The organism is Pseudomonas sp. NPDC089392 (assembly GCF_044749595.1).
In the GTDB taxonomy this organism is placed as follows: domain Bacteria; phylum Pseudomonadota; class Gammaproteobacteria; order Pseudomonadales; family Pseudomonadaceae; genus Aquipseudomonas.
This window is the reverse complement of the sequence record NZ_JBIVIF010000004.1, coordinates 33,804-54,008: the sequence shown is the minus strand read 5'-3', so window position 1 is coordinate 54,008 and position 20,205 is coordinate 33,804. Positions and strand designations below refer to the sequence as shown.

General features: G+C 61.7%; 22 protein-coding genes. All 22 read left to right on the top strand.

The window, feature by feature from the left end:
- Window positions 1-126: 126 nt before the first annotated feature.
- The 22 genes from trmJ (at window position 127) to ACIP1G_RS05535 (ending at window position 20,201) form a co-directional block, all read left to right on the top strand.
- Complete coding sequence (trmJ, locus tag ACIP1G_RS05640) at window positions 127-882, top strand: tRNA (cytosine(32)/uridine(32)-2'-O)-methyltransferase TrmJ (protein ID WP_400734590.1); 756 nt, start codon at window positions 127-129, stop codon at window positions 880-882.
- A gap of 3 nt (window positions 883-885) precedes the next feature.
- Entirely contained in the window at window positions 886-1,671 is a 786-nt protein-coding gene (gene cysE / locus ACIP1G_RS05635; RefSeq protein ID WP_016501401.1) for a serine O-acetyltransferase, read from the top strand.
- A gap of 179 nt (window positions 1,672-1,850) precedes the next feature.
- Entirely contained in the window at window positions 1,851-2,342 is a 492-nt protein-coding gene (gene iscR, locus ACIP1G_RS05630; protein WP_008092572.1) for a Fe-S cluster assembly transcriptional regulator IscR, read from the top strand.
- A gap of 46 nt (window positions 2,343-2,388) precedes the next feature.
- On the top strand, window positions 2,389-3,603 hold the full coding sequence (locus tag ACIP1G_RS05625; RefSeq protein WP_400734589.1) for an IscS subfamily cysteine desulfurase: 1,215 nt from the start codon (window positions 2,389-2,391) through the stop codon (window positions 3,601-3,603).
- A 47-nt stretch (window positions 3,604-3,650) separates the two neighbouring features.
- Window positions 3,651-4,037: a Fe-S cluster assembly scaffold IscU gene (iscU, locus tag ACIP1G_RS05620; protein ID WP_003248539.1), complete on the top strand. Its 387-nt coding sequence runs from the start codon at window positions 3,651-3,653 to the stop codon at window positions 4,035-4,037.
- Between the two features lie 28 nt (window positions 4,038-4,065).
- Window positions 4,066-4,389 (top strand): iron-sulfur cluster assembly protein IscA, encoded by a 324-nt coding sequence (gene iscA / locus ACIP1G_RS05615; RefSeq protein WP_060511418.1) that lies wholly within the window; start codon window positions 4,066-4,068, stop codon window positions 4,387-4,389.
- A gap of 8 nt (window positions 4,390-4,397) precedes the next feature.
- Window positions 4,398-4,919 (top strand): co-chaperone HscB, encoded by a 522-nt coding sequence (hscB, locus tag ACIP1G_RS05610; protein WP_400734588.1) that lies wholly within the window; start codon window positions 4,398-4,400, stop codon window positions 4,917-4,919.
- A 42-nt stretch (window positions 4,920-4,961) separates the two neighbouring features.
- Window positions 4,962-6,824: a Fe-S protein assembly chaperone HscA gene (gene hscA / locus ACIP1G_RS05605; protein WP_400734586.1), complete on the top strand. Its 1,863-nt coding sequence runs from the start codon at window positions 4,962-4,964 to the stop codon at window positions 6,822-6,824.
- 3 nt (window positions 6,825-6,827) lie between these two features.
- Entirely contained in the window at window positions 6,828-7,169 is a 342-nt protein-coding gene (fdx, locus tag ACIP1G_RS05600; RefSeq protein WP_400734585.1) for an ISC system 2Fe-2S type ferredoxin, read from the top strand.
- Between the two features lie 10 nt (window positions 7,170-7,179).
- Complete coding sequence (gene iscX, locus ACIP1G_RS05595; RefSeq protein WP_110699949.1) at window positions 7,180-7,380, top strand: Fe-S cluster assembly protein IscX; 201 nt, start codon at window positions 7,180-7,182, stop codon at window positions 7,378-7,380.
- Window positions 7,381-7,468: 88 nt separating this feature from the next.
- Window positions 7,469-7,894 (top strand): nucleoside-diphosphate kinase, encoded by a 426-nt coding sequence (gene ndk, locus ACIP1G_RS05590; protein WP_012316140.1) that lies wholly within the window; start codon window positions 7,469-7,471, stop codon window positions 7,892-7,894.
- A 28-nt stretch (window positions 7,895-7,922) separates the two neighbouring features.
- The gene (gene rlmN, locus ACIP1G_RS05585) at window positions 7,923-9,068 is read left to right on the top strand and encodes a 23S rRNA (adenine(2503)-C(2))-methyltransferase RlmN (RefSeq protein ID WP_346644596.1); all 1,146 of its coding nucleotides are present in this window, start codon (window positions 7,923-7,925) and stop codon (window positions 9,066-9,068) included.
- Between the two features lie 14 nt (window positions 9,069-9,082).
- Window positions 9,083-9,844 (top strand): type IV pilus biogenesis/stability protein PilW, encoded by a 762-nt coding sequence (gene pilW / locus ACIP1G_RS05580; RefSeq protein ID WP_400734582.1) that lies wholly within the window; start codon window positions 9,083-9,085, stop codon window positions 9,842-9,844.
- Window positions 9,841-10,884, top strand: coding sequence for a RodZ domain-containing protein (locus ACIP1G_RS05575; RefSeq protein ID WP_400734580.1), 1,044 nt, complete (start codon window positions 9,841-9,843; stop codon window positions 10,882-10,884). The genes pilW and ACIP1G_RS05575 overlap by 4 nt, the downstream gene beginning before the upstream one ends.
- 3 nt (window positions 10,885-10,887) lie before the next feature.
- Window positions 10,888-11,997 (top strand): flavodoxin-dependent (E)-4-hydroxy-3-methylbut-2-enyl-diphosphate synthase, encoded by a 1,110-nt coding sequence (ispG, locus tag ACIP1G_RS05570; RefSeq protein WP_016713199.1) that lies wholly within the window; start codon window positions 10,888-10,890, stop codon window positions 11,995-11,997.
- A gap of 25 nt (window positions 11,998-12,022) precedes the next feature.
- On the top strand, window positions 12,023-13,312 hold the full coding sequence (gene hisS, locus ACIP1G_RS05565) for a histidine--tRNA ligase (protein WP_400734579.1): 1,290 nt from the start codon (window positions 12,023-12,025) through the stop codon (window positions 13,310-13,312).
- 39 nt (window positions 13,313-13,351) lie between these two features.
- Window positions 13,352-13,993 (top strand): tetratricopeptide repeat protein, encoded by a 642-nt coding sequence (locus ACIP1G_RS05560; protein ID WP_400734577.1) that lies wholly within the window; start codon window positions 13,352-13,354, stop codon window positions 13,991-13,993.
- Complete coding sequence (gene bamB, locus ACIP1G_RS05555) at window positions 13,994-15,136, top strand: outer membrane protein assembly factor BamB (RefSeq protein WP_400734576.1); 1,143 nt, start codon at window positions 13,994-13,996, stop codon at window positions 15,134-15,136. It begins immediately after the preceding gene.
- Between the two features lie 116 nt (window positions 15,137-15,252).
- Window positions 15,253-16,716 carry a ribosome biogenesis GTPase Der gene (gene der / locus ACIP1G_RS05550; protein ID WP_400734575.1) on the top strand — a complete coding sequence of 488 codons (1,464 nt, stop codon included), beginning with the start codon at window positions 15,253-15,255 and terminating at the stop codon, window positions 16,714-16,716.
- 294 nt (window positions 16,717-17,010) lie between these two features.
- Window positions 17,011-18,096: an RHS repeat-associated core domain-containing protein gene (locus tag ACIP1G_RS05545; RefSeq protein ID WP_400734573.1), complete on the top strand. Its 1,086-nt coding sequence runs from the start codon at window positions 17,011-17,013 to the stop codon at window positions 18,094-18,096.
- Between the two features lie 177 nt (window positions 18,097-18,273).
- Window positions 18,274-19,422 carry a pyridoxal phosphate-dependent aminotransferase gene (locus ACIP1G_RS05540; RefSeq protein WP_400734572.1) on the top strand — a complete coding sequence of 383 codons (1,149 nt, stop codon included), beginning with the start codon at window positions 18,274-18,276 and terminating at the stop codon, window positions 19,420-19,422.
- Window positions 19,410-20,201, top strand: a complete 792-nt coding sequence (locus ACIP1G_RS05535) for an amidohydrolase (RefSeq protein ID WP_400734570.1) — start codon at window positions 19,410-19,412, stop codon at window positions 20,199-20,201. The genes ACIP1G_RS05540 and ACIP1G_RS05535 overlap by 13 nt, the downstream gene beginning before the upstream one ends.
- Window positions 20,202-20,205: the final 4 nt, after the last annotated feature.

Below are 20,205 nucleotides of genomic sequence, written 5' to 3'. Positions count from 1 at the left end.
GAAGAAAGCCGATCATTCTAGCAGAAAAATTTGGCGGCAGAAGTGTCACATTTGCTTTCATGGCGTTACGTCTGTCGGTTCTGTAAGATCGAAGGCCCTGAATCCTGCATCTGTGAGCACAACACCTTGCTGCAAAATATTCGTGTTGTTCTGGTCAATACCAGCCACCCCGGCAACATCGGCGGCGCTGCGCGTGCCATGAAAAACATGGGCTTGTCGCGTCTGGTGCTGGTGCAGCCGAAAGAGTTCCCCGCCGCGGAGGCCAGTGCCCGTGCCTCGGGCGCCGACGATGTGCTGGATAGCGCCCAGGTGGTCGACAGCCTTGAACAGGCACTGGTCGGCTGCAACCTGGTGATGGGCACCAGCGCCCGCGAGCGCAGCATTCCCTGGCCGTTGATCGGCCCGCGCGAGTGTGGCGACAAGGCGGTGGAGCATGCCAATGGCGGCGAAGAAATCGCCCTGGTGTTCGGGCGCGAGCACGCCGGCCTGACCAACGAAGAACTGCAGCGATGTCACTTCCACGTGCACATTCCCTCCAACCCCGACTTCAGCTCGCTGAACCTGGCTGCTGCCGTGCAGGTGCTCTCTTATGAGGTGCGCATGGCCTGGCTGGCTGCGGGTGCAGCGCCGGGCAAGGTCGAGAAGGTTGACGCCAGCGAGCTGGCGACCATGGACGAAATGGAGCTGTTCTACGACCACCTGGAAAAAACCCTGGTGGGCATCGGCTTCCTCGACCCCGAGAAGCCCAAGCACCTGATGCCGCGCCTGCGCCGGCTGTATGGGCGGGTGGCGGTCGAGCGTTCGGAAATGAGCATTTTGCGCGGCATCCTTACCGAGACCCAGAAAGTGGTCCGGGGCGAGCCGCATAAACGGAAGGACTGACAGATGTTCGAACGCCTGCGTGAAGATATTCAAAGTGTATTCCACCGTGACCCGGCGGCGCGCAACGCCTTCGAGGTGCTCACCTGCTACCCGGGCATGCATGCCATCTGGCTGCATCGCCTGGGCAATGCCCTGTGGAAGCGTGATTTCAAGTGGCTGGCCCGGCTGGTGTCGAACTTCGGCCGCTGGCTGACCGGCATCGAGATTCACCCCGGCGCCACCATTGGCCGGCGCTTCTTTATTGACCATGGCATGGGCATCGTCATTGGCGAAACTGCCGAGATCGGTGATGACGTCACCCTTTACCAGGGCGTGACCCTGGGTGGTACCAGCTGGAACAAGGGCAAGCGCCACCCGACCCTGGAAAACGGCGTGGTGGTAGGGGCGGGGGCCAAGGTGCTGGGCCCGTTCACCGTCGGTGCCGGGGCCAAGATCGGCTCCAATGCGGTGGTGACCAAGGCGGTACCGGCTGGTGCCACCGCGGTGGGCATCCCGGGGCGGATCATCGTCAAGAGCGAAGACACCGAAGTCGAGGCCAAGCGCAAGGCCATGGCCGAGAAGATCGGTTTCGATGCCTATGGCGTCAGTGGCGACATGCCCGACCCGGTGGCCCGTGCCATCGGCCAGATGCTCGACCACCTGCAGGCCGTCGACGAGCGGTTGGAGGGTATGTGTGGCGCGCTGACCAAGATGGGCAGTGACTACTGTGCCAAAGAGCTGCCGGCCCTGCCGGAAGACGACTTCACCGAGGTTGCCCAGGTGGCTCAGCGCGACACTCAGTCGCATTGATTGCGCCGCGCTGAAATCATAGTGACATACGGGGCGTGTGCTCACGCCCCTCGTCTGCTACAATCGCGCCCGCCTCCCCGATGCAAACCCGACTAAAGCACTAGGTCTAATAGTTGACTTAAATGCTCGGGAATCGCATACTCGCACACATCCCGAAACTCCCGTGGTACCCAATAGCCATGCGACTGACTACCAAAGGCCGATACGCCGTGACCGCCATGCTCGACCTGGCGTTGCACGCGCAGCATGGGCCGGTGTCTTTGGCCGACATTTCCGAGCGCCAGGGCATTTCCCTCTCTTATCTGGAACAGCTGTTCGCCAAGCTGCGCCGCAGCAGCCTGGTTTCCAGCGTGCGCGGTCCAGGTGGCGGCTACCAGCTGTCGCGGGGCATGGAGACCATCCAGGTGGCCCAGGTCATTGATGCGGTCAACGAATCGGTCGATGCCACCCGTTGCCAGGGCCTCGGGGACTGCCATGCCGGTGATACCTGCCTGACCCACCACCTGTGGTGCGACCTCAGCCAGCAGATCCATGAATTCCTCAGCGGCATCAGCCTGGCCGACCTCGTCATGCGCCGTGAGGTGCAGGAAGTCGCCCAGCGCCAGGACCTGCGTCGTGTCGCAGGCCGAACCGCCCAGCTGGACAAGATTGAGACGTCCGCCGTCGATTGATCCCCCTGGGACGACGAGCGACGCCACCGCCTGATAGGAGAGACAAATGAAGTTGCCGATCTACCTCGATTACTCCGCGACCACTCCGGTTGACCCACGCGTCGCCCAGAAGATGGCCGACTGCCTGCTGGTTGACGGGAACTTCGGTAACCCGGCTTCGCGCTCCCACGTCTTCGGCTGGAAGGCCGAGGAAGCGGTCGAGAACGGTCGCCGCCAGGTTGCCGAGCTGATCAACGCCGACCCGCGCGAAATCGTCTGGACCAGCGGTGCCACCGAGTCCGACAACCTCGCGCTGAAAGGTGTCGCGCACTTCTATCAGACCAAGGGCAAGCACATCATCACCTCCAAGATCGAGCACAAGGCGGTCCTGGATACCGCTCGCCAGCTGGAACGTGAAGGTTTCGAAGTCACTTACCTTGAGCCAGGCGAAGACGGCATCGTCACCCCGGCCATGGTTGAGGCAGCACTGCGCGACGACACCATCCTGGTCTCGCTGATGCACGTTAACAACGAAGTCGGCTCGATCAACGACATCGCCGCCATCGGTGAACTGACCCGTTCGCGCGGCGTGCTGTTCCACGTTGACGCCGCCCAGTCGGCCGGCAAAGTCGAAATCGACGTGCAAAAGCTGAAGGTCGACCTGATGTCGTTCTCGGCGCACAAGGTCTACGGCCCGAAAGGCATCGGCGCGCTGTACGTCAGCCGCAAGCCTCGCGTACGCCTGGAAGCCATCATTCACGGCGGTGGCCATGAGCGCGGCATGCGTTCGGGCACCCTGCCGACCCACCAGATCGTTGGCATGGGCGAAGCGTTCGCCATCGCCAAGCAGGAAATGGCCGCGGAAAACCTGCGCATCAAGGCCCTGAGCGACCGCTTCTTCAAGCAGGTTTCCAACCTTGAAGAGCTGTACGTCAACGGCAGCCAGACTGCCCGCGTACCTCACAACCTGAACCTGAGCTTCAACTACGTCGAAGGCGAGTCGCTGCTGATGTCGTTGAAGGACATCGCCGTTTCGTCCGGTTCGGCCTGCACCTCCGCGTCGCTCGAGCCGTCGTACGTACTGCGCGCTCTGGGTCGCAACGACGAGCTGGCGCACAGCTCGATCCGCTTCTCTTTCGGCCGCTTCACCAGCGAAGAAGAAGTCGACTACGCCGCGCAGAAAGTCTGCGAGGCAGTCAACAAACTGCGTGAACTGTCGCCGCTGTGGGACATGTACAAAGACGGCGTTGACATCTCCAAGATCGAGTGGGCCGCCCACTAAGCAGTCGCCAGCAAGAGCGGCTCCCCTGATGAGGAAGGAATAGCACCATGGCATACAGTGAAAAGGTCATCGACCACTACGAAAACCCACGCAACGTCGGCAAGATGAATGCCGAGGACCCGGATGTCGGTACCGGCATGGTCGGCGCCCCAGCGTGCGGTGACGTGATGCGTCTGCAAATCAAGGTCAACGAGCAGGGCGTTATCGAAGACGCCAAGTTCAAGACCTACGGCTGCGGTTCGGCCATCGCTTCCAGCTCCCTCGCCACCGAGTGGATGAAGGGCAAGACCCTGGACGAAGCCGAGACCATCAAGAACACCCAGCTGGCCGAAGAACTGGCGTTGCCGCCGGTCAAGATCCACTGCTCGGTACTCGCCGAGGATGCCATCAAGGCAGCCGTACGCGATTACAAGCAGAAGAAAGGCTTGATCTAAGTCGCCTGTTGCAAGGTAAGGAGTTCTGATGGCTATCAGCATGACAGAAGCCGCCGCCAACCACATTCGCCGCTCCCTCGACGGGCGCGGCAAAGGTGAGGGCATTCGCCTGGGCGTGCGCACCACCGGTTGCTCGGGCCTGGCCTACGTGCTGGAGTTCGTCGACGAACTGGCGGACGAAGACACCGTGTTCGAGAACCATGGCGTGAAGGTGATCATCGATCCCAAGAGCCTGGTCTACCTCGACGGCACCGAGCTGGACTTCGTCAAGGAAGGGTTGAACGAAGGCTTCAAGTTCAACAACCCCAACGTGCGCGGTGAGTGTGGCTGCGGCGAAAGCTTCAACGTTTGAGGCTGGCTGTGGGTACTCCTTGTCATTACGCATTGTTTGACCTCCAGCCAAGCTTCCGCCTGGATCTCGACAAGCTGGCCACTCGCTATCGCGAGCTGGCCCGCGAAGTCCATCCCGACCGCTTTGCCGACGCCTCCGAGCGTGAGCAGCGCGTAGCGCTGGAAAAGTCTGCAGCCCTCAACGACGCCTACCAGACTCTGCGCAGTGCGCCGCGTCGCGCCCGCTACCTGCTGGCCATCAGCGGCCACGAAGTGCCCCAGGAAGTCACGGTCCACGACCCGGACTTCCTGTTGCAGCAGATGCAGTGGCGTGAAGAGCTCGAAGAACTACAGGACGAAGCCGACCTCGATGGTGTCGGTGTGTTCAAGAGGCGCCTGAAGGTCGCCCAGGACACGCTGAACGAGGACTTTGCCGCCTGCTGGGATACCCCAGGCGAGCGCGACAAGGCCGAGCGCCTGATGCGCCGCATGCAGTTCCTCGACAAGCTCGCCCAAGAAGTGCGCCAACTGGAAGAGCGCCTCGACGATTAACCCGGTGCTGCCCGTGATGGCACCTAAGGTATTCAGATAAGCATGGCCCTACTGCAGATTGCCGAACCCGGTCAAAGCCCTCAGCCGCACCAGCGCCGCCTGGCGGTGGGGATCGACCTGGGTACCACCAACTCTCTGGTCGCTGCACTGCGCAGCGGCCGTAGCGAGCCCCTGCCCGATGCGCAGGGCAACGTCATTCTGCCGTCCGCGGTGCGCTACCTCGAAGGGCGCAACGAAGTGGGGCAGGCTGCACGTGATGCCGCTTCCAGTGACCCGCTGAACACCGTGCTGTCGGTCAAGCGCCTGATGGGGCGCGGCCTGGCCGACGTCAAGCAGTTGGGTGAGCAGCTGCCGTACCGCTTTGTTGGCGGTGAGTCGCACATGCCGTTCATCGACACCGTGCAGGGCCCGAAAAGCCCGGTGGAAGTGTCTGCCGACATCCTCAAGGTGCTGCGTGAGCGTGCCGAAGCGACCCTGGGTGGCGAGCTGGTGGGTGCGGTAATCACCGTGCCGGCCTATTTCGACGATGCTCAACGCCAGGCCACCAAAGATGCTGCGCGCCTGGCCGGCCTTAACGTACTGCGCCTGCTCAACGAGCCGACCGCAGCTGCCGTGGCCTACGGCCTGGACCAGAACGCCGAAGGCGTGGTGGCTATCTATGACCTGGGCGGCGGTACCTTCGATATCTCCATTCTGCGCCTGACCGCTGGCGTGTTCGAAGTGCTGGCCACCGGTGGCGATACCGCCCTGGGTGGTGACGATTTCGACCACACCATTGCCGGCTGGATCATCGAACAGGCCGGCCTGTCGTCCGACCTGGACCCGGCCACCCAGCGCGCGCTGCTGCAAACTGCCTGCGCCGCCAAGGAAGCCCTGACCGACACCGACGTGGTCGCTGTCAGCCATGGCGCCTGGCAGGGTGAGCTGAGCCGCGCCGCCTTCGAAGCCATGATCGAGCCACTGGTCGCCCGCAGCCTCAAGGCCTGCCGCCGCGCCGTGCGCGACAGTGGCGTAGAGCTGGAAGAAGTCAGCGCCGTGGTCATGGTGGGTGGTTCAACCCGTGTGCCGCGCGTGCGTGAAGCCGTGGGCGCGTTGTTCGGCCGTACCCCATTGACCTCGATCGACCCCGACCAGGTGGTGGCCATCGGTGCCGCCATCCAGGCCGACACCCTGGCTGGCAACCGCCGCGAAGGTGGCGAGCTGCTGTTGCTCGATGTCATCCCGCTGTCGCTTGGCCTTGAGACCATGGGCGGGCTGATGGAGAAAGTGATCCCGCGCAATACCACCATTCCGGTGGCGCGTGCGCAGGAATTCACCACTTATAAAGATGGCCAGTCGGCCATGATGATCCACGTGCTGCAGGGCGAGCGTGAGCTGATCAGCGACTGCCGCTCGCTGGCACGCTTCGAGCTGCGCGGCATCCCGGCCATGGTCGCAGGTGCAGCAAAAATCCGCGTCACCTTCCAGGTCGATGCCGATGGCCTGCTCAGTGTCGCTGCGCGCGAGCTGGGCTCGGGCGTGGAAGCCAGCATTCAGGTCAAGCCGTCCTACGGCCTGACCGACGGCGAAATCGCCCGCATGCTCAAGGACTCCTTCGTACACGCAGGTTCCGACAAGCAGGCCCGCCAGTTGCGTGAGCACCAGGTGGACGGCGAGCGCCTGCTTGAAGCCGTACAGGGCGCCCTGGACGCCGACGGCGAACGCCTGCTCAGCAGTGACGAGCGCGACGCTATCGAATTCCAGATGCAAGAACTACGTGATTTGCTGGCCGGCACCGATGGCCCTGCCATCGAGCAACAGACCAAGCGTCTGTCGCAGGTGACCGACGCATTTGCCGCCCGTCGCCTTGATTCGACGGTCAAAGCCGCACTGGCCGGGCGCAACCTGAATGAGATCGAGGAGTAATCGATGCCGCTGGTGACATTCCTGCCGCATGAGAAGTTCTGCCCCGAAGGGCTGACCGTGGAGGTTGCGACCGGGACCAACATCCTGGAACTGGCCCACGACCACCACATCGAAATGGAAAGCGCCTGCGGCGGCGTCAAGGCCTGTACCACTTGCCACTGCATCGTGCGCAAGGGCTTCGATTCGCTCGAAGAGGCCGATGAGCTGGAAGAGGACATGCTGGACAAGGCCTGGGGCCTGGAAGCGCAATCGCGCCTTGGCTGCCAGGTGGTCGTCGGCGACGAAGACCTGACCATCGAGATCCCCAAGTATTCGCTCAACCACGCTGCCGAAGCACCGCACTGAGGTTTGCCCCATGAGCCTGAAATGGATTGATGTACTTGAGATCGCCATCCAGCTTGCAGAAAGCAAGCCAGACGTCGATCCTCGTTATGTGAATTTCGTCGACCTGCACCGCTGGGTGCTGGCATTGCCAGAATTCAGCGACGATCCGTCACGTGGCGGTGAGAAAGTGCTTGAGGCTATCCAGGCCGCCTGGATCGACGAAGCCGACTAAGCGTCATGTGCAGGTTAGGCAATCCCCTGAAACCCGCGTATAATTCGCGGGTTTAATTTTTCGTAACACTCATATTCTGGAGTTTTCCATGGCTGTTCAACGTACTTTCTCGATCATCAAGCCTGACGCAGTTGCCAAAAACGTTATCGGCAAGATCACCACTCGCTTCGAAGAAGCTGGCCTGAAAATCGTTGCCTCGAAAATCAAGCAACTGTCCAAAGCCGAAGCCGAAGGCTTCTACGCTGAGCACAGCGAGCGCGGCTTCTTCGGTGACCTGGTTGCCTTCATGACTTCCGGCCCGGTTGTTGTTCAGGTTCTGGAAGGCGAAAACGCTATCGCTCTGAACCGTGAGCTGATGGGCGCTACCAACCCTAAAGAAGCTGCTGCCGGCACCATCCGTGCTGACTTCGCCGAGTCGATCGACGCCAACGCCGTTCACGGTTCGGACTCCGAAGCTGCTGCTGCTCGCGAAATCGCTTACTTCTTCGCTGCTACCGAGGTAACCACTCGCTAAGCGAAAGCTTACGGGTGAGGGTGAATCCATGACGACATCTACTGGCAAAATCAACCTGTTGGGTCTGACCCAGCCGGAAATGGAACAATTCTTCGACTCAATCGGGGAGAAGCGCTTCCGTGCCGGCCAGGTGATGAAATGGATTCACCATTTTGGCGTGTCCGACTTTGCGGCCATGACCAACGTAGGCAAGGTCTTGCGCGAAAAGCTCGAGGCCGTTGCCGAGATTCGCCCCCCGGAAGTGGTCAGTGAAGACATTTCCGCCGACGGCACCCGCAAGTGGGTGATCCGCGTTGCCTCTGGCAGCTGCGTCGAGACCGTCTACATTCCCACCGACGACCGCGGCACCCTGTGCGTATCGTCGCAAGCCGGCTGTGCCCTGGACTGCAGCTTCTGCTCCACCGGCAAGCAAGGCTTCAACAGCAACCTCACCGCCGCCGAAGTGATCGGCCAGGTGTGGCTTGCCAACAAATCCTTCGGGACCGTCCCTGCCAAAATCGATCGCGCGATTACCAACGTGGTCATGATGGGCATGGGCGAGCCTCTGCTGAACTTCGACAACGTCATCGCCGCCATGAAAATCATGATGGATGACCTGGGCTATGGCATTTCCAAGCGTCGCGTCACCCTGTCCACTTCGGGCGTGGTGCCAATGATCGACGAGCTGGCCAAGCACATCGACGTTTCGCTGGCCCTGTCGCTGCACGCACCGAACGACGAGCTGCGCAACAAGCTGGTACCGATCAACAAGAAGTACCCACTGAAGATGCTGCTTGAATCGTGCATGGGCTACATGTCGACCCTGGGTGGCAAGCGCGTGCTCACCATCGAGTACACCTTGCTCAAGGACGTCAACGACCAGCCCGAGCATGCCGCGCAGATGATCGAGCTGCTGCGCGACGTGCCGTGCAAGATCAACCTGATCCCGTTCAACCCGTTCCCGCATTCGGGCTATGAGCGGCCAAGCAACAACGCCATTCGTCGCTTCCAGGACCTGCTGCACCACGGTGGCTTCAACGTCACCACCCGCACCACCCGTGGCGACGACATCGATGCTGCCTGTGGTCAGCTGGTTGGCCAGGTCAACGATCGCACCCGCCGCAGTGAGCGCTACATCGCCGTGCGCCAGCTTTCCGCGGACGTCGAGCTGCAAGACAGCACCGCGCGTCACTGACCGGAACGTTGCCCATGAGCCTGCGCGCCGCGCTGTCGATCCTTGCGCTTTCGCTGCTGGCCGGCTGCGTGTCGGGCGGCGCGGGCGACCCCCTGGCCAGTCGCCAGGGCAGGGTAGAGGCGGGGCGGGCCTATGTGCAGCTGGGCTTGGGTTATTTGCAACAGGGTTTGACCGAGCAGGCCAAGGTGCCGCTGGGCAAGGCCTTGGCCCTCGATAGCGCTGATGCCGACGCGCACGCCGCCCTGGCGCTGGTGTTCCAGGCCGAAGGCGAGCCGGCGCTGGCCGAAGCACACTTTCGCAAGGCCCTGCAGGTTCGCAGCGGCGACACGCGAATGCGCAACAATTACGGCAGTTTCCTTTATGCTCAGGGGCGATTTGCCGAGGCTGAGCAGATGTTTCGCCTGGCCAGTGCCGATACCCTGTATCCTGAGCGCTCACGCGTGTATGAGAACCTGGGCTTGACCGCCTTGAAGCTCGAACGCCGCGACCAGGCGCACGGGTACTTGCTGAAGGCTTTGCAACTCAACCAGCGGCAACCGAAAGCGTTGCTGGAAATGGCTGAGTTGTCCTACGAAAACAGGCATTATGTGCCGGCCCGGGACTACTACGATCGTTTCAGCCAGTTGAGCGACCACGATGCCCGTAGCCTGCTGCTGGGCAGCCGCCTTGCCAGGGTGTTCGACGAGCAGGGCACACTGGCCGAACTGGGCCAGCAATTACAACGACTTTATCCCGGTACGCCGGAATACCAGCAATACCTGTCGGAGCAACGATGAACGCCGCGCATCCCGAAGTAGCAGTAGCGCCTGGCCAGAACCCCGGTGAGCTTTTGCGCCTGGCCCGTGAGAAACGGGACTGGTCTCAAGCCGAGGTGGCCCGCAAGCTCAACCTCACTGTCAGTTCGTTGAACCACGTTGAAACCGGCGCCTTCGACAAGCTGCCCGGGCATACTTTTGCCCGTGGCTACATACGCGCCTATGCCAAGCTGATGGACCTCGACCAGGCTGCCCTGGTAGACGCCTTCGACCGCTATACCGGTACCCACGCCAAAGGCAGCGACGTGCATTCGCTGGGCCGTATCGAAGAGCCGATGCGCCTGTCGCACAATATCCTGCGTGGCGTCAGCCTGTTGTTGCTGGTGGCCGTGGTCGGCGGCGGCTTCGTCTGGTGGCAGGACCAAGGTAGCTTGCGTGGCAAGGAGCTGGCCAAGATCGCCCTGGAGCACGTCGAAGTCGAGAGCGCCGACGGTACCACCCAGATTCACCCGCTTGACGAGCCTGAAGACCAGGCCGTTTCCGCTGGCCAGCAGCCCGAAAGCGCGCCGCTGCCGCTGGAGCAGGGCGCTGCCGAGCAACCCGCCGCCGCCGAACAGGCGCCGAGCAGCCCGCAACCCGCCGCTACCGCAGTACCAGCCCCGGCCCAGGCCCAGCCTGCGGCTGTGCAGCCTGCCGCAAGCGCACCTGCCGCCACGCCAGCCCCGGTAGCACCGGCTATCCCGGCCGCCGTTGCGCCTGCCGCAGCTGCACCGGCGGTGGCTGCTGCCGCGCCAGTTGCGCCAGCCGCAGTGCCGGCAGGCAGCGCCAAAGTTGCCATCAAGTTCACCGCCGATTGCTGGACCCAGGTCAGCGACGGCAACGGCAAGGTGCTGTTCAGCGCCGTCAAGCGCAAGGGGGACAACCTCGAACTGACCGGCAAGCCGCCGTTCGCGGTACGCCTGGGCTTTGCCCGTGGCGCCCAGGTCAGCTACAACGGCCAGGCCGTCGATGTTGCCCCGTTCACCAGTGGCGAGACTGCTCGCCTGAAGTTGGGACAGTAAGTCATGCACGGCGAATCTCCGATCAAACGTCGCGAATCCCGCAAAATCTGGGTCGGCAATGTGCCGGTGGGTGGTGATGCGCCCATCGCGGTGCAGAGCATGACCAACACCGACACCAACGATGTGGCCGCCACCGTGGCGCAAATCCAGCGCCTGGTCGATGCCGGCGTGGACATCGTGCGTGTATCGGTGCCGGACATGGACGCTGCTGAAGCGTTCGGCAAGATCAAGCAACTGGTCAGCGTGCCGCTGGTCGCTGACATCCACTTCGACTACAAGATCGCCCTGCGTGTGGCTGAGCTTGGCGTCGACTGCCTGCGCATCAACCCGGGCAACATCGGCCGTGAAGACCGTGTGCGCGCTGTGGTCGATGCCGCCCGCGACCGCGGTATCCCGATTCGTATCGGGGTCAACGCAGGCTCGCTGGAAAAAGACCTGCAGAAGAAGTACGGCGAGCCGACCCCGGCCGCGCTGGTCGAGTCCGCCCTGCGCCATGTCGAGCATCTCGACCGCCTGGACTTCCAGGATTTCAAGGTCAGCGTCAAGGCCTCCGACGTGTTCATGGCCGTCGAAGCCTACCGCTTGCTGGCCAAGCAGATCGTACAGCCGCTGCACCTGGGCATCACCGAAGCCGGTGGCCTGCGTTCGGGGACGGTGAAATCCGCCGTCGGCCTCGGTATGCTGCTGGCTGAAGGCATTGGCGATACCATCCGTATCTCGCTGGCGGCCGACCCGGTCGAAGAAGTGAAAGTCGGCTACGACATCCTCAAGTCGCTGCACCTGCGCTCGCGTGGCATCAACTTCATCGCCTGCCCGAGCTGCTCGCGGCAGAACTTCGATGTGGTCAAGACCATGAACGAGCTGGAAGGGCGCCTGGAAGACCTGCTGGTGCCGCTGGACGTGGCGGTGATCGGTTGCGTGGTCAACGGCCCGGGCGAAGCCAAGGAAGCCCATGTAGGGTTGACCGGCGGTACGCCGAACCTGATCTACATCGACGGCAAGCCTGCGCAAAAACTGACCAATGACAACCTGGTCGATGAGCTGGAAAAACTCATCCGCCAGAAAGCGGCCGAAAAGGCCGAAGCCGACGCGGCGCTGATCGCCCGTGGCTGACACACAGAATTCGTAAGGACTATTCGTGAGCAAATCGCTGCAAGCCATTCGTGGCATGAACGACATCCTGCCTGAACAGTCGCCGCTGTGGCGCTACTTCGAAGGCACCGTGGCCGGCCTGCTGGACACCTACGGGTACAGCCAGATCCGCACGCCGATCGTCGAGTTCACCGAGCTGTTCAAGCGCTCCATCGGTGAAGTGACCGATATCGTCGAAAAAGAGATGTACACCTTCGAGGACCGCAACGGCGATTCGCTGACCCTGCGCCCCGAAGGCACCGCTGCGTGCGTGCGTGCCGTGCTGGAGCATGGCATCACCGGCAACGGCCAGGTGCAGAAACTGTGGTACATCGGCCAGATGTTCCGCCACGAGCGCCCGCAGAAGGGCCGCTACCGCCAGTTCCACCAGATTGGCGTGGAAGTGTTCAACCTGGACGGCCCGGACATCGATGCCGAGCTGATCATGCTGACCTGGCGCCTGTGGGGCCTGCTGGGTATCCAGGACGCGGTCAAGCTTGAGCTCAACAGCCTGGGCACCAGCGAAGCCCGTGCGCGCTACCGTGATGCGCTGGTCGAGTTCCTCTCGGCGCGTCTGGAGCAGCTGGACGAAGACAGCCAGCGCCGTCTGAAGAGCAACCCGCTGCGCATCCTCGACAGCAAGGACCAGAACACCCAGGCGGTGCTGGTGGGTGCGCCGAAGCTGGAAGACTACCTGGACGAAGAATCGCGCGTGCACTTCGAGGGCCTCAAGGCCCGCTTGGACGCCGCCGGTATTCCGTTCGTGATCAACACCAAGCTGGTACGTGGCCTGGACTACTACAGCAAGACCGTGTTCGAGTGGGTCACCGACAAGCTCGGCGCCCAGGGCACTGTCTGCGCCGGTGGTCGCTACGACGGCCTGGTCGAGCAGATGGGCGGCAAGCCGACCACTGGCGTTGGTTTTGCCATGGGCATCGAGCGCCTGATCCTGCTGCTGGAAACCTTGGGCAAGGTGCCGGAGTCCATCAGCCGTCAGATCGACGTCTACCTGTGCGCCTTTGGCGAGCAGGCGGAGCTGGCCGGCCTGCGCCTGTCCGAGGCCCTGCGCGACCGTCTGCCGGGCCTGCGCCTGGCCGTGAACGCCGGTGGTGGCAGCTTCAAGAGCCAGTTCAAGAAAGCCGACAAGAGCGGCGCACTGTTCGCCTTGATCCTCGGCGACGATGAGCTGGCCAAGCAAGAGATCGGCTTGAAGCCCCTGCGCGGTCAGGGCGAACAACAGAACATTGCCTGGGATGCTCTGGCTGAGCACCTGGAAACCGCGATCGCTCAGGCGTAACGCGGTTCAACAAGCGAATAGGCGAAAAGGAGTATTGGGGTGTCGAGTACCGATGATGATGACCTGGCAGGGGTCAAGGACTGGTGGAACCGCAACGGCAAGCCGCTGCTGACCGGCGCATTGCTGGCTGGCGTGGTGGTGCTGGGCTGGAACACCTGGCACAAGTACCAGAACAACCAGTCGCAAGGTGCCTCGCAGCTGTATCAGGCGTTGCTTGAGACCAGCCTGACGCCGACTGGCCAGCCAGACGCCACCAAGGTCGCGGAACTGGCCAGCAAGCTCAAGAGCGAGTTTGGCGGTACCGCCTACGCCCAGTACGGCAGCCTGTTCGTGGCCAAGGTCGCGGTCGAGAGCGGCAAGCTCGACGACGCCGCTGCCGAGCTGAAGAGCGTGCTGGACAAGCCGGCCGATGCCACCCTGGGCGAGATTTCGCGCCAGCGCCTGGCACGCGTGCTGGCCGCTCAGAACAAGGCCGAGGACGCCCTCAAGCTGCTCGACGGCGACGCCGACAAAGCCTTCCTGGCCAGCCGTGAAGAGTTGAAGGGTGACCTGCTGGTACAGCTGGGTCGTGCCGCCGACGCGCACAGCGCTTACCAGAAAGCCAAGGATGCGCTGTCCGATGAGGCCGCGGTGGGTGGCCTGCAATTGAAGCTGGATGACCTGGCCAAAGGGGACGCGTAAGTGATCGGTTGGAAACAAGCAGCAGTGCTGACCCTGGCCGTGCTGGCCGCAGGTTGCAGCAGCAACAGCAAGAAGGAACTGCCCCCGGCCGAGCTGACCAAGTTCACCGAGGAAGTGGTGCTGAAGAAGCAGTGGAGCCGTTCGATCGGTGACGGCCAGGGTGAAACCTACAATACCCTGGTACCGGCCATCGAGAACGACCGCATCTACGCCTCCGACGTCAACGGCGAAGTCTTCGCCCTCGACCGCATCACCGGCGACGTGGTGTGGAAGAAAGACCTGGAGCTGCAGGTTTCCGGCGCTGTCGGCGTGGGCTATGGCCTGGTCATGCTCGGCACCCTTAAGGGTGAAGTCATCGCCCTGGACTCCAGCACCGGTGAGGAGCGCTGGCGCTCCCGCGTGACCAGCGAAGTGCTGGCCCCGCCTGCCAACAACGGTGACGTGGTGGTGGTGCAGACCCAGGACGACCGCCTGATCGGCCTGGATGCCGCCACTGGCGACCGCCGCTGGATCTACGAGAGCACTCCGGCAGTACTGACCCTGCGTGGCACCGGTGCGCCGATTGCTACCAACCGCCTGGCCGTTGCCGGCCTGTCCACGGGTAAAGTGGTGGCGGTGGACATCAATAACGGCGTGCCCGTGTGGGAGAGCCGCGTGGCCATCCCGCAGGGCCGTTCCGAGCTGGAGCGTGTGGTCGACATCGACGGTGGCCTGCTGCTGTCTGGTGAAACCCTGTACGTCGGCACCTACCAGGGCCGCGTAGCGGGCCTGGACCTGCAAAGCGGCCGTGTGCTGTGGCAGCGCGATGCCTCCAGCTACGTGGGTGTCGCCCAAGGCTACGGCAACGTCTACGTCAGCGAAGCGTCGGGTACCGTCGAAAGCGTCGACGAGCGCTCTTCCAGCGCCCTGTGGACCAACGACACCATGGCCCGCCGCCAGCTGTCGGCACCGGAAGTGTTCTCCAGCTACGTGGCTGTGGGCGACTTTGAGGGTTACCTGCACCTGCTGAGCCAGGTGGATGGCCGCTTTGTCGGCCGTGAGCGTATCGACAGCGATGGCCTGCGCGCCCGCCCACTTGTGGTCGGCGACACCATCTATGTCTTTGGCAACAGCGGCAAGCTCGAGGCACTGACCATCCGCTGAAGCTATGCTTGAAGCCTTGACGGGCTTCAAGCCGCGGCGTAGGACACGCCGCCCGTATTCCGGCCGCTGCCTTGCAGCGGCCTTTGCATTTTCAAGAATTCGAGAGTGGAGAGCCGATGGTTCCCGTAATTGCCCTGGTGGGCCGCCCGAACGTCGGCAAATCCACCATGTTCAACCGCCTGACCAAGACCCGCGATGCCATCGTCGGTGACCTGTCGGGCTTGACCCGTGACCGCCAGTACGGTGATGCCAGCTGGCAGGGTCGCTCTTTCATCCTGATCGACACCGGCGGTATCACCGGTGACGAAGTGGGCATGGACGAGAAAATGGCCGAGCAGTCGCTCATGGCCATTGAAGAAGCCGACTACGTGCTGTTCCTGGTCGACGCCCGCGCCGGCATGACCGCAGCCGACCAGATGATTGCCGACCACCTGCGCAAGCGCAACAAGTCGGCCATCCTGGTGGCCAACAAGATCGACAACATCGACCCGGACATCGCCCGCGCCGAGTTCTCGCCGCTGGGCATGGGTAACGCCATTCCGGTGGCTGGTTCGCAAGGCCGTGGTATCAATGCCTTGATGGAGTCGCTGCTCGGCCACCTGCCGCGTGACGCCGAAGAAGAGGCGCTTCAGCAGGACGTCGCCGAAGGCGAAGAAGCCGTACGCATTCCGGGCCCGAGCGAGAAAGATGGCATCAAGATCGCCATCATCGGCCGCCCGAACGTAGGCAAATCGACCCTGGTCAACCGCATGCTCGGTGAAGAGCGCGTGGTGGTGTACGACGAGCCGGGTACTACCCGTGACAGTATCTACATCCCGTTCGAGCGCGATGGCGACAAGTACACCTTCATCGACACCGCCGGGGTGCGCAAGCGCGGCAAGATCCACGAAGAAGTCGAGAAGTTCTCGGTGGTGAAGACGCTGCAGGCGATCAAGGACGCCAACGTCGTCATCTTCGTCATGGACGCCCGCGAAGGTGTGGTGGACCACGACCTGAACCTGCTGGGCTTTGCCCTTGAAGCCGGCCGCGCAATCGTCATCGCCCTGAACAAGTGGGATGGCATGGAGCCGGGTGAGCGCGCTTACGTGAAGACCGAGCTGGAGCGCCGGCTGTTCTTCGTCGACTTCGCCGACATCCACTTCATCTCCGCCTTGCACGGCACCGGTGTGGGCAACCTGTACAAGTCGGTGCAGGCCGCGTTCACCTCGGCTGTGACCCGCTGGCCAACCAGCCGCCTGACGCAGATCCTCGAAGATGCTGTCAGCGAGCACCAGCCGCCGCTGGTCAACGGCCGCCGCATCAAGCTGCGCTATGCCCACCTCGGTGGTGCCAACCCGCCGCTTATCGTGATCCACGGCAACCAGACCGAGAGCATTCCAAAGTCGTACTCGCGTTACCTGGAAAACACCTACCGCCGCGTGCTGAAGCTGGTCGGTACGCCGATCCGCATCGAGTACAAGGGCGGTGAGAACCCGTACGAGGGCAAGAAGAACACCCTCACCGACCGCCAGGTCAACAAGAAGCGCCGCTTGATGTCGCACCACAAGAAGGCCGAGAAGAAGCGCCGCGACAAGCGCTGATTCCGCGTCAGCTTCTTCGCGGGTAAACCCGCTCCCACAGGGACTGCACAAGCCTCAGGTTTGTGGGTTACCTGTGGGAGCGGGTTCATCGAAGCGTCGAACCGCCGCGAAGAGGCCCGTTGATCCAGCGCAAATCCCGCTATTGTTTCAAATTTTTTGACCGCTCGATTGTTTCATCCCGCCCATCGCCAGGTGCTGCTACTCCCCCCCCCCTAGTAAAAATGCTAGTTGTCCGTTGCTGTAAACTTTGAAAGACTTCTGCCCTATAGAATTGTTTGTCATTCAGGGTTTACTATGAACATTCAGCATAAAAACTTGAGGCTGTTTTATTGTGGTGGTGATTTGCATACGAGCCTTCGTGATCAAGGCAGTCGTACTGTGTTTCGGGGCGCAGGGCAACCATTAGCCGAGTGGAAAAGAAGTACTGTAGATAGCCTCAGCCTGTTGTCGGTTAATAACGCCGGCTCTGTAGTTGGCGTGGCGCAGGGGAGTGAGCGGGAGCAGTTTGAGTATACTGCTTATGGCCATTGTTCGTCCCTTTCTTCGGGGCGCTCCTCGCTAGGTTTCAATGGTGAGTATTATGATGATTTTCTTCAAGGGTATTTGCTGGGGAATGGCTACAGATTGTTAAGTGGTATGAGATTTAACTCCCCGGACAGTTTTGCGCCTTTCAGGGTATTGAACGCATATGGGTATTGCGATGGGGATCCGATAAACTACGCCGACCCAAGTGGTCATTTGCCGACATTGTTTAAAGGCTGGTTCAGGCCGAGGGGGTATAATACTTCTAAAGAACTTTTGAGGCAGATGGGTAGCGCAATATCGTCATTGGAGACATTGTCCAGTAATATTAATTACCACCCCCGCATGGGGCATCCGGCAGCATCGGAATACTCCTATAACAATAAATTTGCCTCATCAGCATCTAAACTATTCTCTCTTGAGCGAAAGCTGGAGAATATTTATAAAAGCAGTCCTCAAGGTTTTGAACGTGCGCGTAAGAAAATTGGCTATGATGCGCTGGTCAGTCGTGCTAATACAGTGCTTGGTGGCATCCTTTCTAAGCTTGACTCTACCTTCAGTGGAGCGATAGCTTGGCATAAAGAATGGTCGGAAGTTGCTCAGGCGCGGTCGGTTGTTGAACAGCATAATTTGCCGTATGTGTCTAAGCTCAGTCAGCTAGAGGCGTCAATTGATAGGTTGCACGGTTCATATCAAGGCGGCAAGAAAGATTATTGGGCTGACGCTGAAACGCTTGAGAAACGGGCTACCTATAATTCTAAATTGGACCGTCAGATTGCGGCTTTGGAAGCTGAGGCTTCTGAAATTCGTCGCTCTATGAAACCCTTGCCAAACTATCCGTCGCGCAGGCGCGTTTAGTGCTGAGCTGCTAAGCAGCGTTTCATGATTCGCCTGTTTACGTGGGGGCAAGCTCGCGCCCACTCTCACCTTTTGACCCAGCGCAATCGCCCATTCTTTCAACCTTTTTCCTGACCGCCCGATCCGCTATGCTCGGACTCCACCCCGTGCCGGATACACCCCAGGAAAGAGGGCTCCATGATCCGCAGCAAACTGCCGAATGTCGGCACGACCATCTTCACCACCATGTCCCAGCTCGCCGCGCAGACCGGCGCGCTCAACCTGTCGCAAGGTTTCCCCGACTTCAATGGCCCGCAGGCCCTGCTCGATGCAGTGGGCCGGCATGTGGCTGCCGGGCATAACCAGTATTCGCCAATGACCGGGCTACCGGCCCTGCGCCAGCAAGTGGCGGCCAAGGTCGAGCGCTTGTACGGAGCCAAGGTGGATGCCGACCAGGAAGTAACCATCACCCCTGGTGCCACCGAAGCGATCTTCTGCGCCATCCAGACGGTGGTGCAGGCCGGTGACGAGGTGATCGTATTCGACCCTTGCTACGACAGCTACGAGCCGTCCGTGGAGCTGGCCGGTGGCCGCTGCGTGCATGTGCAGCTAAGCGATGGCAGCTTCCGTATCGACTGGCAGAAGTTCAGCGATGCCCTGAGCCCGCGCACGCGCATGGTCATCCTCAACTCGCCGCACAACCCCAGCGGCGCGCTGATTACCCGTGAAGACCTTGACCAGCTGGCCCGGCTGATCGCCGATCGTGATATCTACCTGGTCAGCGATGAGGTCTATGAACACCTGGTCTACGACGGCGTGCGCCACGCCAGCGTGCTGGCCCACGAGCAGCTGTACCAGCGCGCCTTCGTGGTCAGCTCGTTCGGCAAGACCTACCACGTCACCGGCTGGAAGACCGGTTACGTGATCGCCCCGCCGGCGCTGAGCGCCGAGCTGCGCAAGGTGCACCAGTACGTCAACTTCTGCGGTGTAACGCCGTTGCAGTGCGCCCTGGCCGACTTCATGGCCGAGCACCCCGAGCATATCGATGAATTGCCGGCCTTCTACCAGGCCAAGCGCGACCTGTTCTGCGGCTTGCTGGAAGGTTCACGCTTCAACTTTACCCGCACCACGGGCACCTATTTCCAGCTGGTGGACTATTCGCAAATCCGCCCGGACCTGAACGATGTCGACATGTCGCTATGGCTGACCCGTGAGCATGGCGTGGCGACCATTCCGGTGTCGGTGTTCTACCAGCAACCCATCCCCGAGCAACGCCTGGTGCGCCTGTGCTTTGCCAAACGTGAGGAGACGCTGCGTCAGGCAGCGGAAAAACTATGCGCGATCTGAGTGCACTGCCAAACCTGAAAGTCGCCCTGGTGCAAACCACCCTGGCCTGGCATGACCGCGAGGCCAACTATGCGCACTTCGAGGTGTTGCTGGAGCAGGTGGGCGAAGTGGACCTGGTGATTTTGCCGGAAATGTTCACCACCGGTTTTTCGATGCAGTCGGAAAGCCTGTGCGAGCCGGAGAACGGCCCGACCTACAAATGGCTAAAAGCCCAGGCCAAGAAGTACAACGCGGTGATTACCGGTAGCGTGATCATCCAGGCCGCCGATGGCAGCCACCGCAACCGCTTGCTGTGGGCGCGCCCGGATGGCGAGATTTTGCACTACGACAAGCGCCACCTGTTCCGCATGGCCGGTGAGCACAAGCACTACACCCCCGGCGAGCGCCAGGTGCAGTTCGAGATCAAGGGCTGGCGGGTTCGCCCGTTGATCTGCTACGACCTGCGCTTCCCGGTGTGGAGCCGCGACGCCCAGGACACCGACCTGCTGCTGTACACGGCCAACTGGCCGGCTGCTCGTCGCCAGCACTGGAACCGCCTGCTGCCAGCGCGGGGTATCGAGAACCTGTGTTATGTGGCGGCGGTGAACCGGGTGGGCACCGATGGCAAGGGCTTTGCCTATTCCGGGGACAGCCAGGTGCTGGACTTCCAGGGTGAGAGCTTGCTCAGTGCCGGGGAAGCGGACGGGGTGTTTACAGCGATATTGAGCGCGGCGGAGCTAGCCGCCTACCGCACCAAGTTCCCGGCCAACCTGGATGCCGATACTTTCGAACTGCACTGACTGC